Here is a 16,510-nt window from a genome sequence, read left to right as displayed (position 1 = left end):
TCAGGCCCAGTGGCTGGGGCGGGTCAGCGAATCGGGAAGCGTGGTAGCCGAATCGCCGATCGCCGCGTTGATCTGGAACTGAGTGAGAAAGATACTGCCGCGGAGTTTCGCGCCACGAATGTCGGTGCCGCGTAAGTCTGCACCGATCAGATCGGCTCGATCGAGTTCGCAGTCTCGGAGGTCTGCACCGATCAGATAACTCCCGCGAAAGTTGGCACCACGTAGATCGGAACCACGAAACTTGGCTCCGATGAGGTCCGCGCCGCGGTGGTTGAGTTTGCGCCCCTTCTTGCCCGAGACAGGGGAGCGCACAAGGTCACTCGTCTGCAAGAGCAGTGTGTTGACTGCCGCTCGGTGTGCTGAGACGTCGATGGCTTGGATTTGCGAAGGCGTGCCGTTGGTCAGGTTTTCCGTCTCCACGAGTGTTGCGTCGAGTTCCTTCCGTATCGAGTGGGTTTGCTTCAGCGAGCGGGCTTCGGCGAGATACCAGAGCAGTTCGTGCAACTGGCGTGCGACAGGGAAGGTTTCGAACATGTCTGACGCGGTCTCCGGGGCATCACGCCAGCTGATGCCGTCGTAGGTCTGCTGTGAAACCTTCTGTCCCGCACCGAAACAGTCGTAGACGGTGCAACCGGTGAAGCCCTTCTTTCGCAATCCGGTGTGAATGCCGCAACGGAAATCCTGCTGCAGGTTCTTGCAGGGGTCGCCGGCATTCTTGTTGGTTGCGAAGTCGGAGGACTTGGAAAAGGGGAGTGCGACACAGCACAGGCCGAAGCAACTGCTGCAATCCGCGAGCAGATTGGTCTGGCCGGCAATCACGCGTACTCCCGATTGTTGGGTTGGACGGAGTGTGTCCTCGGGTTCGTGCGTCTGTCAAACGATATTGCGTGGTTCGACAGCAAGAAGCCCAGCGACGCCGAGGTCGTATCCCGCGCATATTGCGGGGTACCAATCCGGCAGGCGTGAGTCCGGACCACGCTCGTGAAGTAGGTCGAAAATCGGATGGATGGCCCAGCTTGCTGCAACCAGTCGCCGTGCGGAACTCGACGTCAGAACAAGTGCGCCGAAAAGGACCGCAAAAGTTGCGGCCACTGCACTCCATTCGCGGGTGGGAATGGAGACGTCGATCGTGCTCCCCAACCGGGCTTGTCCCTGTCGAGCCACGGGATAAACGGCCGCCGCAACCATGAGGCCGGCGGCGTACGACGGCGTTCGGTAGCGAGGCATCCACTTTTTCACGGGTGCGTCGACAAGTGCACTCAGCGCAAGGCCGGTACCTGCTGCGATGACGCGGCCAGTTGTCGAGGGAGGCATTCGGCGACAGTAGCGCGGCTTGGCGATGCTTCGCGGCAAAGAAAAAGTCCCCGACCAAAACTGGTCGGGGACTTCCCTGGCGGAGGATAGGGGATTTGAACCCCTGAGGGCGTTAACCCAACCCGCGTTCCAGGCGAGCGCCATAGGCCACTAGGCGAATCCTCCGTGGAGCAGCATACCCAATCGCGAGCGTGAAGCGTTAAACGGGTACCTGACCTGCGAAGAACCGGTGGATCCCAGGGTTTGCATCTCCACCCCGGTAGGTGGTGTGCAGCGGCCGACGAAAGCCGTCTACACTGTTCATTGGATCCCGCGCGGCGCGCATCCTGTGAACTCCCCCAGGGCCGGAAGGCAGCAAGGGTCAACGGGCTCTGCCGGGTGCGCGGGGTCCTCTATTTTTTCACATACCCGACCCCGCCTCGTCGGTGAAAGGCCGCTCCGGATGCCTATCCAAACCCAGATCGGGTTGATGAGCCATGAAGAACTCACCTCCGAGCATGAGAGCCAGAGCGCGAAGTACACGCAGCTCCAGGCGCAGAAGCTCGCACTCGATCTGACCCGCGGTAAGCCTTCCCCGGAACAACTCGACCTTTCCGCAGAGCTGCTGACGCTGCCCGGCGACGGTGATTTTCGAGACGGCAGCGGCACCGACTGCCGTAATTACGGCGGACTCACCGGTTTGCCGGAACTGCGCGCCATCTTCGGCGAGCTGCTGGGTATCCCCGTTGCGAACCTTCTCGCCGGCAACAACGCGAGCCTCGAGATCATGCACGACAACGTCGTGTTCTCACTGCTTCATGGCACACCGGATTCGGCCCGGCCGTGGGCACAGGAAGAGAAGATCAAGTTTCTCTGCCCCGCACCGGGCTATGACCGCCACTTCGCGATCACCGAGTCCCTCGGCATCGAGATGATCGCGGTACCGATGAACCACGACGGCCCGGATGTCGTCAAGATCGCCGAACTTGTTGCGTCAGATCCGCAGATCAAGGGCATGTGGGCGGTTCCGGTTTACGCGAACCCCACCGGCGCCGTGTACTCCGAAGAAATTGTCCGGACGCTCGCGTCGATGCCGGCCGCCGCGCCCGACTTCCGCCTGTACTGGGACAACGCGTATGCCGTGCATCCGCTTGTCGGCGAGACCGCGCCTTCCTACGACATTCTCTCGATGGCAGCGGAGGCCGGACACCCCAACCGTCCGCTCGTGTTCGCGTCGACGTCCAAGATCACTTTTGCCGGCGCGGGTGTGAGCTTCTTCGGTAGCTCGGCGGAAAACCTTGCCTGGTACCAGAAGTTCCTCGGCAAGAAAAGCATTGGACCGGACAAGGTCAATCAGCTTCGCCACCTGCGTTTCTTCGGCAATGCAGACGGGGTTCGTGCGCACATGGAGAAGCATCGCGCGTTCCTGGCGCCCAAGTTCGAGCTGGTACTGAGGATCCTCGAGGATCGTCTCGGTGCGTCGAAGGTCGCCTCCTGGACCGAGCCGAAGGGCGGATACTTCATCAGCCTCGACGTGGTCGACGGCACGGCCAAGCGGGTCATCGAACTGGCGAAGAACGCGGGTATCGCGCTCACCGCTGCCGGTTCGGCTTTCCCGTACAGCACGGATCCGGATGACCGGAACATCCGGTTGGCCCCCAGCTTCCCGTCCACGGCTGAACTCGAAGTTGCCATGGACGGCGTGGCTACGTGTGTCCTGCTCGCAGCCACCGAATCGCGTCTCTCCGAGATCTGAGTTCTCGAAGTGGCGTGCCCGGTCGGTACTTGTGGTCTCGTCTTGTACCGTTCGGAGCATAAATTCCCGACATAGGGTGTAAATCCCGGAGGTTGTAATGGCGGGCGCGATCAACGCTTCGGATGGGCCTTCTTTCGAGGCGCACACCGTGAATTCAGAGTCGGTCATCGAAACACCCATTCCGCGACGCAGCCTCCGTGTCGGTGTTCTCGGATTTTCTGTGCTCGGTGTCCTGGCCGTCGCATCCGTTCTGATGGTTCTGTTTGCTGTCCCGATGAACACGCGGTACTGGGGAATCTTCGAAAACTTCCTCGACCTCGACGTCTACCGTCATGGCGGCAGCGTCGTGGTTCAGGGCCTTCCGTTGTACGACGGACCGGTTCTGCAAGGAATGATGTTCACGTACACCCCGTTTGCAGCTTTGCTGTTCACGGTGTGGGCGGTGCTCTCGCTCAAACAGGCGATTGTCGTCTGGACGGGTTTGAACATCGCGGCATTGTTCACGGTGATCGTGCTGTGCTGGAAGTACCTCGGCTATCGACTCGACGCGAAGGCGTACGCCGTGAGTGCGTTGGCGACCACGATCTTCCTGTTCATGGAACCGATACGTACGACGCTCTGGCTCGGGCAGATCAACATCTTCCTGCTGCTGCTGATCGTGTGGGACCTCGGCCGGGACGAGAAGAGTCGCCTCCGAGGAATCGGAGCCGGCATTGCCGCCGGTGTGAAGCTGACTCCGGCCTTCTTCTGGGCATACCTGTTCATCACTCGTCAATGGCGTGCGTTGGTGACGGCCGTCGTGACGTTCGCAGCGACCGTTGCGATCGGCTTCGTCGTGATCTACAACGACGCATACAAGTACTGGACCGGCACTCTTGTCGACAGCGAACGCGTCGGACCGACGGATGCCCCGAGCAACCAGTCCGTGTCCGGTTTGATCGCTCAGCTCTCTCACACTCCGACGCCGTCGCGGGTCCTGGTCCTCGTCTTCAGTGCGCTGGCAGTATGCCTCGGACTCGGTGCCGCGTGGATTGCTCACCGGCACGGCCAGAAATTGCTCGGCCTCACCATGACGGGGTTGACTGCGACCACTGTCTCGCCGTTCTCGTGGGGTCATCACTGGGTGTGGTTCGTCCCGCTGGTCGTCCTCGCCGCGCACTACGCGATGGTGTCGAAGAAGCGCTGGGCGTGGGTGGCGCCGTTCGTTTTCCTGCTCCCAGTCTTGAACTGGTCTCACACTTGGTGGGACCCGTCGGTCATTCCGGGTACGGATCGCTTTGTCGGAATGGGCCTGTTCATGTTCGTGCCGCCCGATTTTCTGCGGATTCCGACCGTCGGCGTCTACCTCTGGGTCTTCACGCTTGCCGCGGTGTCGACGTTGGTTCTGTTCGGCTGGAAGAAGTGGAAGATTCCGGCGCAGGATGCCCCGGCGTCGGTCACAACTGCTGCCTGACGTGGCAGTATCGGACTCATGGCACTTCATCTGAACCTTGTCGGTGACCCCGAAGCTGATGCCCTCCTGGCCGAGGACCCGTTGGCGTTGTTGATCGGAATGCTTCTCGATCAACAGGTTCCGATGGAAACCGCCTTCCTCGGTCCGAAGAAGCTGGCGGATCGGCTCGGCGGCATCGATGTCAGGCGATTCGCCGACATGGACACCGACGAGTTCATCGCGATCTGTGCGGAGCCCCCGGCTGTGCACCGATTCCCCAAGTCGATGGGCGAGCGTATCCAGCTTATGTGCCAGTTCATCGTCGAGAACTACGATGGCGACACCGCGGCGATCTGGACTGCGGGAAACCCTGATGGCAAGGAAGTGCTGAAGCGGCTCAAGGCTCTGCCCGGTTACGGGGATCAGAAGGCCCGGATCTTCGTTGCATTGCTCGGCAAGCAGATCGGCGTCGAGCCGAAGGGTTGGCGCGAAGCGGCCGGCGACTACGGGCTCGAGGGCTCCAGGCGGTCCATCGCGGACGTCGTCGATGAGCAATCTCTGCTCGAGGTCCGCGAGTTCAAGAAGGCAGCAAAGGCTGCGGCGAAGGCGAAATAGATCACTGGTCTTCGCGTTCGCGCTTTTCGCGATCCTCACGCTGACGCTGGAGGAACGGGCTCGGGTTCTGTCCGCCGATCGGACCGTGGCCGAGGACTCCGTGCTCGTAGGCGGACTCCGCGTGCAGGGCAACGTCGATTCCGCGGGCCTCGTCTTCACGCGAAATGCGGAAGCCGAAGGTCTTGTCGATGAGCTTTCCGAGACCGTAGGTCACTCCGAAGGCATAGAGAGCGACCACAACGACACCGACGAACTGCTTACCTAACTGAGCGAACCCACCGCCGAAGAACAAGCCTTCCGGACCGCCCGTCATCACGGCTGTCGCGAGGAGTCCGATCAGCAACGAGCCGACGATTCCACCGACGAGGTGCACGCCGACGACGTCGAGGGAGTCGTCGTAGCCGAGCTTGTGCTTCCATCCCACGGCGTACGAGCAGACGATGCCCGCGATCAGGCCGATGACCAGCGCGCCGAACATGTTCACCGTTCCACACGACGGGGTGATCGCGACCAGACCGGCGACGACGCCCGAGGCCGCGCCGAACGTTGTGGGGTGTCCGTCACGGTTCTGTTCGACGAACAGCCAGCCGAGTAGTCCGGTGCAACCGGCGACGAGGGTGTTGAGGAAGATCTGCGAGGCCATACCGTCGGCCGCAAGGGCCGACCCGGCGTTGAATCCGAACCAACCGAACCAGAGCAGGCCGACGCCGAGCAGGACGAACGGCAGATTGTGCGGACGCATCGACTCGGCCTTGAAACCCATCCGCTGGCCGAGGACCAGGGCCAATGCCAGACCCGACGCTCCGGACACGATCTCGACCACGAGGCCACCGGCATAGTCGAGTGCTCCCATCTGGGCGAGCCATCCCTGCGGATTCCACACCCAGTGAGCGACGGGGACGTAGACGAGCAAGGACCAGATGGGGACGAAGATCATCCAGGCGGAGAACTTCGCTCGGTCGGCGATCGCACCACTGATGAGTGCTGCAGTAAGGATCGCGAACGTCAATTGGAAGGTTGCGAACAACACTTCCGGAACGTTCCCGTGCACGGTCGACGGGTCGATGCCCGCCATTCCGACGTGCTCGAGTCCACCGATGATGCCGCCGTGATCGTCGCCGAAGACGAGGCTGTAACCCACGAACAACCAGGCAACAGTGACGAGCGCGATCGAGACGAAGCTCATCATGATCATGTTGAGGACGCCGGTCGAGCGGACCATGCCGCCGTAGAACAGTGCGAGTCCTGGCGTCATCAGAAGTACCAGTGCAGTACTGACGAGCAACCAGGCAGTTGCTCCGGCATCGATGGTGGCGGGCACAGTTTTCTCCTCACGCACACGGACCAGCCCGCATGCACGGAACCCACGATGCGTGCGGGCGGTTTCCTACGCACTGCGATTGTGTTGCGAACATGTTTCGGGAGAACTCGGCGTTGCACCCGCACCGGACCACCTGTCGTGGGTCGCCGGTAGTCTTTGCGCGTGGCCCTGTACCGGAAGTATCGACCCGCGTCCTTCGCCGAGGTGGTGGGGCAGGAGCATGTCACCGCACCGCTCAGCACGGCTCTCGACACCGGACGCATCAACCATGCCTATCTCTTTTCCGGCCCACGTGGCTGTGGAAAGACGTCGTCGGCGCGCATCCTTGCGCGTTCGCTGAACTGTGAGCAGGGCCCGACGTCGACGCCGTGCAATGTGTGCGACTCGTGCGTTTCGCTGGGCCCGGGCGGTACAGGCAACCTGGACGTGACCGAACTCGACGCCGCAAGTCACGGTGGTGTCGACGACACGCGAGAACTCCGAGACAAGGCGTTCCACGCACCCGCCGCTTCTCGCTACCGCGTCTTCATCATCGACGAGGCGCACATGGTGACGGCGGCGGGCTTCAACGCGCTGCTCAAGATCGTCGAAGAGCCGCCGGAACACCTCATCTTCATCTTTGCGACGACGGAACCCGAAAAGGTTCTCCCCACCATTCGCTCGCGTACGCACCATTACCCGTTCCGCCTGTTGGCGCCGTCGACCATGCGTGGACTCCTTGAGAAGATCTGCGCCCAAGAGGGCGTACCGGTCGAGCCCGCCGTATATCCGCTGGTCATCAAGGCCGGCGGCGGTTCGCCTCGTGACTCGTTGAGTGTCCTCGATCAGCTGCTCGCGGGAGCCGGCGAAGAAGGTGTCACGTACCCGCGCGCGCTCTCTCTTCTCGGAGTCACCGACGTCGCGCTCATCGACGAAGCAGTCGATGCTCTGTCCGCCAGTGACGGAGCCGCCTTGTTCGGCACCGTCGACCGCGTGATGGACGCCGGTCACGACCCACGCCGATTCGCGCTCGATCTGCTCGAACGTCTGCGTGATCTCATATTGATGCAGGCGGTTTCCGACGCCAGCGAACGAGGGTTGGTCGACGCACCCGAGGCGGAGCTGGTCACGATGCGTGAGCAGATTCAGCGAGTCGGTCCGGCCACGCTCACCCGTTTCGCCGAGACCGTCCATGCCGGTCTCAGTGAAATGCGTGGGGCGACGGCGCCGCGGCTGCTGCTCGAAGTGATGTGCGCGCGAATGCTGCTTCCCTCTGCCTCGGACACCGAGTCGGCTGTGCTGCAGCGGCTCGAGCGCCTGGAACAGGGTATTCCGGCTGCCGGAGTCTCGACTGCCCCTGCTGCACGGGCCGCAGTAGCGTCGGCGCCGACCGTGCCGCCGCTCGAACCGGAGATTGCTTCCAAGTTCCAACGGCCCTCCCAACGTAAGGCCGAGCCCGAGGCACAACCAGAACCAGCCGCCACTGCTCCCGCGGCGGCGCCGCCGGTTGTCGAGGCCCCTGTCGTCGAACCTTCGGTGGCGGAAGTTCCAGTCGTCGAGCCTCCCGCTGTCGAGATCGTGGCGCCGCCCGTTGCCGAACCGCCGGTCGTCGAAGCTCCAGTGGTCGAAGCTCCAGTGGTTGAACTACCGGCTCCAGCTCCTGTCGAAGCGGAAGAGCTGATCGGACCTTCCGAGCCGGAACCCGACTACGAGCCCGAGTACGAGGAGCCGGCGGCTGCAGAAGTTGCGCCGGCCTCGGCCGGCCCTACGGTCGAGACACTTCGTGAATCGTGGAACACCTTGCGCAACAAGGTCGGTGAGCGAAACAAGGTTCTTCCGGCCATGCTGTCCGCTGCGACGGTTCACGACGTGCGTGGTCATGTCGTGGTCATCGCTCACGGCTCACCGGTTCTGGGTGCTCGTGTGACGCAACCGCACAACGCGGCGGTCATCTGCGAGGTCCTTGCCGAGATGTTCGGTGGCACTTGGCAAGTCGAGTACCAGGAAGGTGCGCCGCCCGCGCCTGCCGGGTCGAGCGCGCCCAAGGCGTCAGAGGCTCCGACTCGCCCTGCCGCTGCGCCGCGATTCTCGCGCCCCAGTCAGGAACGCGCAGCGCAGCAGCCCAAGGCTCCGCAGCCCCAGCGTGGAGATTCGGACGACATTCCGCCGCCCGAGGCTCCTGACTACCCGGAAGACCCTGGACCGGCCCCCGCTCCCGAGGTCGACTACGAGGCAACTCCTCCGCCTGCGACACGTGAGGACGAGGACGAAATGTTCGCGGAGGCGGCTGAGCCCGCCGATCCGACGGCCAGGCGTGACCCGGAAGACGTGGCTAAAGAGCTTCTCAAGGACGTTCTCGGGGCTCGCCGCCTCGAAAGCTGAGCCCGACAAGTGGGATACGTGTGGCAACGCCCCTACTTGATCACGAAGATCACGACATGATGCTGCCCTGTCGCATCGTGCCGTGAGCGCTGCCGGAAGCGCACTCGAAATGAACCGAAACGGGCAGGCGTTCGCGCGCCGGATCACCTTGGTCACCTAGCAGGATCGCTTCGGTCCTTCCCATGAATTTGGAACACGTTCTACAGTGAAGGGGCTGAGGTCTGTACCTCGGCCATGCGCCACCACCGAAGGTGGCGCGGACGATCTGCAGACCGGTTCGACGAATTACACGGAAGGAACACCTCACAGTGACCACAGAGGCATTCATTTATGAAGCCATCCGTACCCCGCGAGGCCGCGGCAAGAAGACCGGGTCGTTGCACTCGGTCAAGCCGATCTCGCTGGTCACGGGTCTGATCCAGGAACTGCGCGTGCGCTTTCCCGACCTCGACGAGGATCGGATCTCCGACCTCATCCTGGGCGTGGTCACCCCCGTTGGCGATCAGGGAATGGACATCGCCCGCGTTGCAGTCAACGATGCGGGACTGCCGGACACCGTCGGCGGCGTTCAGCTCAACCGTTTCTGCGCTTCCGGTCTCGAAGCCGTGAACATGGCTGCTCAGAAGGTCCGGTCCGGCTGGGACGAACTGGTGATCGCCGGTGGCGTCGAGTCGATGTCCCGCGTTCCGATGGGATCCGACGGTGGACCGTGGGCGCTCGACCCCGCCACCAACTACGACAACTACTTCGTCCCGCAGGGCGTCGGCGCAGACCTCATCGCCACCATCGAGGGCTTCTCGCGTGACGACGTCGACGCATACGCCGTGCGCTCGCAGGACCTCGCTGCCAAGGCGTGGACCGGCGGATACTTCGCCAAGTCGGTAGTACCGGTCAAGGACATCAACGGCATCACCATCCTCGACAACGACGAGCACATGCGTCCGGGCACCACGGCCGAGAACCTCGCCGGCCTGGCTTCCGCATTCGGTGTGATCGGTGAAATCGGCGGATTCGACGCCGTGTCGCTGCAGAAGTACCACTGGGTCGAGAAGATCAACCACGTTCACCACGGTGGCAACAGCTCGGGAATCGTCGACGGCGCTGCGCTCGTGCTCGTCGGTAGCGAGCAGGCCGGCAAGGACATGGGTCTGACGCCGCGCGCTCGCGTCGTCGCCACCGCCACCAGCGGAGCCGACTCCACCATCATGCTCACCGGCCCGACGCCGGCGTCGAAGAAGGTTCTGGCTGCTGCCGGCCTGACCGTCGACGACATCGACCTCTTCGAGATCAACGAGGCGTTCGCCTCCGTCGTCCTGAAGTTCCAGAAGGACCTGAACATCCCGGACGAGAAGCTCAACGTCAACGGCGGCGCAATCGCCATGGGCCACCCCCTCGGAGCAACCGGCGCGATGATCACCGGAACGATGGTCGACGAGCTCGAGCGTCGTGGCGGCAAGCGCGCCCTCATCACCCTGTGCATCGGCGGCGGTATGGGCGTTGCCACCATCATCGAGCGCGTCTGACGCGGCGTCCGTCCTTCCAACGAGGCTTACCAGGAGTCAATCAAAGTGACTGATCAGAACATCATCAACTGGGACCAGGACGCCGACGGCATCGTCGTGCTCACCATCAACGATCCCAACCAGGGCGCAAACACCATGAACGACGCGTACATCGCGTCGATGAAGGCCACCGTCGACCGTCTGGTCGCCGAGAAGGACTCCATCACCGGTGCCGTCATCACCTCCGGCAAGAAGACCTTCTTCGCAGGTGGTGACCTCAAGAACATGATCAAGGTCGGCCCCGAGCAGGCCGAGGAGATCTACAACCACAGCGTCGAGATCAAGGCAGACCTGCGTCGCCTCGAAACTCTCGGCAAGCCGGTAGTCGCCGCCATCAACGGCGCGGCACTCGGCGGCGGCCTCGAGATCGCTCTCGCGACCCACCACCGCATCGCGGCGGACGTCAAGGGCGTCAAGATCGGCCTGCCCGAGGTCACCCTCGGCCTGCTGCCAGGCGGCGGCGGCGTCGTTCGCACCGTGCGGATGCTCGGCCTGCAGAACGCGCTCATGGGCGTCCTGCTCCAGGGACAGCAGCGTGGACCCGTCCAGGCCAAGGAAGTCGGCCTCATCGACGAGGTCGTAGGCTCGGTCGAGGAACTGGTTCCGGCCGCGAAGGCATGGATCAAGGCCAACCCCGAAGGCGGCGTTCAGCCGTGGGATGTCAAGGGCTACAAGATCCCTGGCGGAACCCCGTCCACTCCGGCATTCGCTGCCAACCTTCCGGCATTCCCCGCGAACCTGCGCAAGCAGCTCAAGGGTGCTCCGATGCCGGCTCCGCGCGCCATCATGGCCGCAGCCGTCGAGGGCTCGCAGGTCGACATCGACAACGCGCTGCTCATCGAGGCTCGTTACTTCACCTCTCTCGTGACCGGCCGCGTCGCGAAGAACATGATTCAGGCGTTCTTCTTCGACCTGCAGTCGATCAACGGCGGCGGTTCACGTCCGGCAGGCATCGAGAAGTCCACCATCAAGAAGGTCGGCGTCATCGGCGCAGGCATGATGGGCGCGGGCATCGCGTACGTCTCCGCCAAGGCAGGCTTCGACGTCGTCCTCAAGGACGTCACCATCGAGGCTGCGAACAAGGGCAAGGCGTACTCCGAAGGCATTGAGGCCAAGGCACTCTCGCGTGGCAAGACCACGCAGGAGAAGTCCGACGCACTCCTCGCCAAGATCACCCCGACGGCTGACCCGGCCGATTTCGCCGGCGTCGACTTCGTCATCGAAGCCGTCTTCGAGAGCCAGGAACTCAAGCACAAGGTGTTCCAGGAGATCGAGGACATCGTCGATCCCAAGGCACTGCTGGGCTCGAACACCTCCACGCTGCCCATCACGGGTCTCGCCACCGGCGTGAAGCGTCAGGAAGACTTCATCGGCATCCACTTCTTCTCGCCCGTCGACAAGATGCCGCTGGTGGAGATCATCCGCGGTGAGAAGACCTCCGACGAGACTCTGGCTCGCGTGTTCGACTACGTCCAGGCAATCCGCAAGACGCCGATCGTGGTCAACGACTCGCGTGGCTTCTTCACCTCACGTGTCATCGGAACCTTCATCAACGAGGCCATCGGCATGCTCGCCGAGGGCGTCGAGCCGGCCACCATCGAGCAGGCAGGTATGCAGGCCGGTTACCCGGCTGCGCCGCTTCAGCTTTCGGACGAGCTCAACCTCACCCTCATGCAGAAGATCCGCAAGGAATCTGCCGAGGCGGCCAAGGCCGAAGGCAAGGAACTGCCGGCAGATCCGGCCGGCGAGGTCATCAACACCCTCGTCGAGAAGTTCGATCGTAAGGGCAAGCTCGGTGGAGCAGGCTTCTACGATTACGCAGAGGGCAAGCGCACCGGCCTGTGGTCCGGACTCCGCGAGAACTTCAACTCCGGAACCTCCGACGCCCCGATCCAGGACCTCATCGACCGCATGCTGTTCATCGAGGCGATCGAGACGCAGAAGTGCTTCGACGAGAACGTCCTGATCACCACGGCGGACGCCAACATCGGCTCCATCATGGGCATCGGGTTCCCGGCCTGGACCGGTGGCGTTCACCAGTTCATCGTCGGCTACGAGGGCGGCACTGCCGGCTTCGTCGCTCGCGCAAAGGAACTCGCTGCGCAGTACGGCCCGCGGTTCACCCCGCCGGCTTCGCTAGGGGCATAGCCCCCCGTGCGCCTTTTTGGTAGTTGCTGCTACCAAAAAGGCGCACAGGGGTTTTTCCCCAATTTGTGAGTTATCCACAGACGAACTTCGACAGCGAATTTCACGTCAGTCCTGTCGGAGTTCGACCTGACGCTTGGTGCCATGACTACGTCCCATGGTGGAAGCGAGTTTCTCCGGATTCTCGATGCGCAATCCGGTCTGATACGGCAACAGCAACTCTCGTCATTCGGGTATAACCGAGGCACGCTGCGGAACTTCCTGGACCGCGGCGAATGGCAGCGCGTCCTACAAGGCGTGTATGCAGTGACCGCTGGCCCGCTGACCAGAGAAATGATCCTGAACGCCGCTTGGCTTTACGGTGGCCCGCAGGCGATTCTGAGCCACGACACTGCAGCTGAGGAATGGGGAATGCGTCGCATCGACGCAGACAAGCCAGTCCATGTCACCGTGCCCTATGGCAAGTCCGCTCGCTGTCAGTCCGCGACAATCCGTCGAGTTCCAGCGCGAACGTCAGGAGCGCTTGTCAGAGTGGGCGGCGTGGTTCACCCCGGGGTAGTCGTCCACCGATCCCGAGCTCACCGATACATCGGTGTGTCGTCAGTCATACCTCGAACGTCGCGGGCTGATACCGCGATTGATCTTGCGACTGCCGAATCCACAGCGCGAAGCGCCTATGTTTCGCTCATCACCACAGTGACAAATGCGCGAATTCCGTTGAACGATGTGCGCCGTCGGATTGACGAACGAACACCGCATCGATTCAAGGGTGCGCTTTCCGATGCGGTACGGCTCCTGGCAGACGGGGTGCAGTCATCGCTCGAATACCACTACGCGGTCGACGTAGAGCGGGTGCACGGGTTGCCGTCGGCCAGACGTCAGTCACCGATTCGCGTCGACGGCCGCACGTTGTACGAGGATTGCGACTACAGCGAAGTCGGTGTGCCGCTGATCGTGCGTCTCGACGGTCGGTGGGCGCATTCCATGGCCGAGGTGGCATTCCGTGATCGCCGTCGTGACAATGCGGCAGAGCTGGCAGGTCGTCCGCGGTTGGTCTACGGATTCGACGAGGTGATGAAGACTCCATGCGAGGTTGCACACGAAGTGGAGACGGTCTTGCGGCGGGGAGGCTGGGTGAGGACGCAGTCGGGTGCCTGCGGCACCTGTGCGCCTTTTTGGTAGTGCCGACTACCAAAAAGGCGCACAGGGGCTGTGCCCCTAGGCCTTCCACCACGGGCGAAGCGGCACATGCGCCTCACCCTTGGGGTCAAGCTTGACAGCCAGAACCTGGTGCAGCTGAACGACATTGCGCTCGAACCCGAGCCGTGAGCCGGCCATGTACAGGCCCCAGACGCGAGCGGTTCCCTCGCCGACCTCGGCGACGCAGGCGTCCCAGTTGTCGACGAGATTCTGGCACCATCCGGCGAGTGTCAGTGCGTAGTGCTCGCGCAGGTTCTCCTCGTGCCGCACCTCGAGACCGACGTTCTGGATCTCGGAGATGATGCGACCCGATCCGGTGAGCTCCCCGTCGGGGAAGACGTACCGGTCGATGAATCCGCCTGCCTTGGCGCCGCTTCGGTTGTCCGGACGGGTGATGCAGTGGTTGAGCAGACGCCCACCCTCGCGCAACTTGCCCTTGAGGAACTCGAAGTACGCCGGGTAGTTGCCGACGCCGATGTGTTCGGTCAGACCGATCGAGGACACAGCGTCGAATCCGGTCTCCGCGACGTCGCGGTAGTCGGAGAAGCGGACCTGCGCGAGATCGGCAAGACCTTCGTCTTCAATGGCCTTCTGTGCCCAATCTGCCTGTTCGCGTGAGAGAGTCACGCCGATTACCTTGACGCCGCGCCTGGCCGCGTAGCGAACCATCGAGCCCCAGCCGCAGCCGATGTCGAGAAGTCGATCACCCTTCTGAAGTCCGAGCTTCTCGAACACCAGGCGGTACTTGTTCTCCTGGGCTTCTTCGAGGGTCTGCTCCGCATTGTCATAGGCGGCGCAGGTGTACGTCATGGACGGGCCGAGGACGTACTCGTAGAAGGTGTTGGAGACGTCGTAGTGATGGTGGATGACCTCGGCGTCACGAGTCTTGGAGTGACGCAGTCCTTCTGCAACGCGACGCCAACGAGGGAGATGTTCCTGGGGCGGCGGGGCGATGGGCCGCAACAGATCCCAGCCCAGCGAGCGCGTGATGCTGGCGAGAGTCAGTGCCGATGGGCGCTTGAGGTGGAGTTCGTCGCCCATGATGCGCAGAATCTCGTACGGATCACCGGGGTGGACACCCTCGGCTTCGAGATCGCCGGAGACGTACGCGCGGGCCATGCCGAGGTCGCCGGGAGCCGTTGCGAGATAAGTGGTTCCGCGAGTCGACTTGAGGTGCAGTCCGTAGTCGGCATCTTCGGGGCCGGCGGTGCTGCCGTCGTACGCGGTGAATCGAAGCGGCAGCATGCCGTCGGAAAGCGTCTCGAGAATCTCTGCGATGGAGAGCTTGTCCTGGCTTTTGGAGTCTTTGAACGTGGTCATTTACGTTGCACCGCCTTAGAGAATAGATCCAATAAACGGGATTTCGGGTCGTAGCGTTCCTTGAGTCCGATGTACCGGTCGCCGCCGTAGTACAGCTCCTCGAAGTCTTCCTTCGAGTAGTAGGAGTCGGAGTAGAGCGATTTGTGTCCGTCGAAATCGCTGACCTTTTCTTCGATCAGTCGATTTGCTGCCCCCTCGCGCTCGCCGGGAACGATCGGCACCGAAGACCAGAAGCCGATGTTGACGTAGGTGCGCTTGGGTTCGAGGGGGTAGAGGGGCCACGGCCGCGATGCGGAGGCAGCGGCCGGGCTGGGCTCACGTAGGCGTAACGGGCACAACCACAGTGGTTCGATCGGAATTTCCTCGAGGAACCACGAGACGAAGTCCGCGGTTCGTTCGATGGGTACCTCGACGTCCTGGACGACGCGTTCGCGCGGGGGCTTTCCCTTGCGCTTTTCGAGGCGATCTCCGATGTCGTACTTGTGGTCGAGGGCGATCAGCTTCCAGTAGAAGCTGCTGCGCAGGTACTGCTTGGGCCAGAAGCGCCTGACCTTGGGGTTCTGTGCACCGAAAGCCCGTGAGCACCAGAACCAGTCGGTGTCCCAGCGCCACAGGTAGTCCCGAATGGTCAAGCGGTCCGTCTTGGGCTGTGTGAGTGACGGATGCTGGATCGACCGGTAGAAGATGTCCTGGTCGGTGTAGTCGCTGACCGGGCCTTCCTCGTCGGTTTGCACGCCGAGTGTGAGGTAGCTCTCGGAATCGGTGAAGACCACCCCGTCGAGGTAGTCGACGGCGATCCCGTCGTACTCGCGCTCGGTGACGATGCGATCCATTGTTTCTTCGAGCTTCTTCAGCGAATCGAAGCGCACGTGACGCAAGGCGACGTACTTCTCGACGGGTTCGAGTGCGATCTTCAGTCGCGTCGAATAGCCAAGGGTGCCATAGGAATTGGGGAAACCGAAGAAAAGCTCGGCGTGTTCACCGTCCGGCGTTGCGGTGATGATCTCGCCGCTTCCGGTCAGTACGTCGATTTCGAGTACCGACTCGTGCGGTAAGCCGTTGCGGAAGGAGGTGGACTCGATGCCCAGGCCTGTCACCGCACCGCCCAGGGTGATGGTCTTGAGCTGAGGCACGACCAACGGCGCCAGCCCGTAGGGCAGCGTCGCGTCGACGAGGTCCTCGTACGTGCACATGCCGGCGACGTCGGCGGTGCGCGCCTGCGCATCGACGGCGATGACACCGGCCAGACCGCTGACGTCGAGGCCGGGGGCCGACGTCTTGGCGCGAGCGCGGAACAAATTGGATGTCTTCTTTGCCAGGCGTACAGAAGCATCGGCGGGAATGGCGCGGTATGACGCGAGTAGGCGTTCGACGCCTTCTCTGTGCTGCTCGAACCCCATTTCACGCGCAGCATCGGAACCCGGGCCTTGCTTTGTCCGGATTCGATCTAACTTCTGAACTACCCCATTGAACGAGAGAGTCACACCCTGACGCTATCGGTAGTT

The 16,510-nt window shown here is 62.6% G+C and carries 12 protein-coding genes, 1 tRNA gene and 1 other RNA gene; 8 read left to right on the top strand and 6 right to left on the bottom strand.

Going from position 1 to position 16,510, the window contains the following annotated elements; translation table 11 throughout:
• From R4P65_RS11535 to R4P65_RS11525, 3 genes are all read right to left on the bottom strand, one after another.
• Window positions 1-819 (bottom strand): pentapeptide repeat-containing protein, encoded by an 819-nt coding sequence (locus R4P65_RS11535; RefSeq protein ID WP_317826584.1) that lies wholly within the window; start codon window positions 817-819, stop codon window positions 1-3.
• A gap of 54 nt (window positions 820-873) precedes the next feature.
• On the bottom strand, window positions 874-1,314 hold the full coding sequence (locus tag R4P65_RS11530; protein ID WP_317826583.1) for a hypothetical protein: 441 nt from the start codon (window positions 1,312-1,314) through the stop codon (window positions 874-876).
• A 77-nt stretch (window positions 1,315-1,391) separates the two neighbouring features.
• A tRNA-Ser gene (locus R4P65_RS11525) sits at window positions 1,392-1,479 on the bottom strand.
• Between the two features lie 136 nt (window positions 1,480-1,615).
• Here R4P65_RS11525 and ffs point away from each other — a divergent pair.
• The 4 genes from ffs (at window position 1,616) to R4P65_RS11505 (ending at window position 5,096) form a co-directional block, all read left to right on the top strand.
• Window positions 1,616-1,715, top strand: an RNA gene (gene ffs / locus R4P65_RS11520) — signal recognition particle sRNA small type.
• A 41-nt stretch (window positions 1,716-1,756) separates the two neighbouring features.
• Window positions 1,757-3,049: an aminotransferase class I/II-fold pyridoxal phosphate-dependent enzyme gene (locus R4P65_RS11515; protein WP_230816605.1), complete on the top strand. Its 1,293-nt coding sequence runs from the start codon at window positions 1,757-1,759 to the stop codon at window positions 3,047-3,049.
• A gap of 148 nt (window positions 3,050-3,197) precedes the next feature.
• A complete protein-coding gene (locus R4P65_RS11510) occupies window positions 3,198-4,502 on the top strand; it encodes a glycosyltransferase 87 family protein (protein ID WP_317826582.1) in 1,305 nt (434 codons plus the stop codon).
• 18 nt (window positions 4,503-4,520) lie between these two features.
• The gene (locus R4P65_RS11505) at window positions 4,521-5,096 is read left to right on the top strand and encodes an HhH-GPD-type base excision DNA repair protein (RefSeq protein WP_230816603.1); all 576 of its coding nucleotides are present in this window, start codon (window positions 4,521-4,523) and stop codon (window positions 5,094-5,096) included.
• Window position 5,097: 1 nt separating this feature from the next.
• Here the strand turns inward: R4P65_RS11505 and R4P65_RS11500 are convergent, their stop codons facing one another.
• Entirely contained in the window at window positions 5,098-6,417 is a 1,320-nt protein-coding gene (locus tag R4P65_RS11500; protein ID WP_317826581.1) for an ammonium transporter, read from the bottom strand.
• 162 nt (window positions 6,418-6,579) lie between these two features.
• Between R4P65_RS11500 and R4P65_RS11495 the strand changes: the two genes are divergently transcribed.
• From R4P65_RS11495 to R4P65_RS11480, 4 genes are all read left to right on the top strand, one after another.
• The gene (locus R4P65_RS11495) at window positions 6,580-8,778 is read left to right on the top strand and encodes a DNA polymerase III subunit gamma and tau (RefSeq protein ID WP_317826580.1); all 2,199 of its coding nucleotides are present in this window, start codon (window positions 6,580-6,582) and stop codon (window positions 8,776-8,778) included.
• A gap of 308 nt (window positions 8,779-9,086) precedes the next feature.
• Entirely contained in the window at window positions 9,087-10,301 is a 1,215-nt protein-coding gene (locus tag R4P65_RS11490) for an acetyl-CoA C-acetyltransferase (protein WP_003943886.1), read from the top strand.
• Between the two features lie 45 nt (window positions 10,302-10,346).
• Window positions 10,347-12,488: a 3-hydroxyacyl-CoA dehydrogenase NAD-binding domain-containing protein gene (locus tag R4P65_RS11485; RefSeq protein WP_317826579.1), complete on the top strand. Its 2,142-nt coding sequence runs from the start codon at window positions 10,347-10,349 to the stop codon at window positions 12,486-12,488.
• Between the two features lie 141 nt (window positions 12,489-12,629).
• Window positions 12,630-13,667, top strand: a complete 1,038-nt coding sequence (locus R4P65_RS11480) for a type IV toxin-antitoxin system AbiEi family antitoxin domain-containing protein (RefSeq protein WP_317826578.1) — start codon at window positions 12,630-12,632, stop codon at window positions 13,665-13,667.
• A 36-nt stretch (window positions 13,668-13,703) separates the two neighbouring features.
• Here R4P65_RS11480 and R4P65_RS11475 read toward each other — a convergent pair whose 3' ends face one another.
• Together R4P65_RS11475 and R4P65_RS11470 are read right to left on the bottom strand one after the other, a co-directional pair.
• Window positions 13,704-15,005 (bottom strand): class I SAM-dependent methyltransferase, encoded by a 1,302-nt coding sequence (locus R4P65_RS11475; RefSeq protein WP_317826577.1) that lies wholly within the window; start codon window positions 15,003-15,005, stop codon window positions 13,704-13,706.
• The gene (locus tag R4P65_RS11470) at window positions 15,002-16,405 is read right to left on the bottom strand and encodes an FAD-binding oxidoreductase (protein WP_317826806.1); all 1,404 of its coding nucleotides are present in this window, start codon (window positions 16,403-16,405) and stop codon (window positions 15,002-15,004) included. The genes R4P65_RS11475 and R4P65_RS11470 overlap by 4 nt, the downstream gene beginning before the upstream one ends.
• Window positions 16,406-16,510: the final 105 nt, after the last annotated feature.

The sequence above is a fragment of the Rhodococcus sp. IEGM 1318 genome (assembly GCF_033142465.1).
GTDB lineage: Bacteria > Actinomycetota > Actinomycetes > Mycobacteriales > Mycobacteriaceae > Rhodococcus_F > Rhodococcus_F qingshengii_B.
The sequence above is the reverse complement of the archived record's forward strand: the minus strand, read 5'-3'. Positions and strand labels throughout refer to the sequence as shown.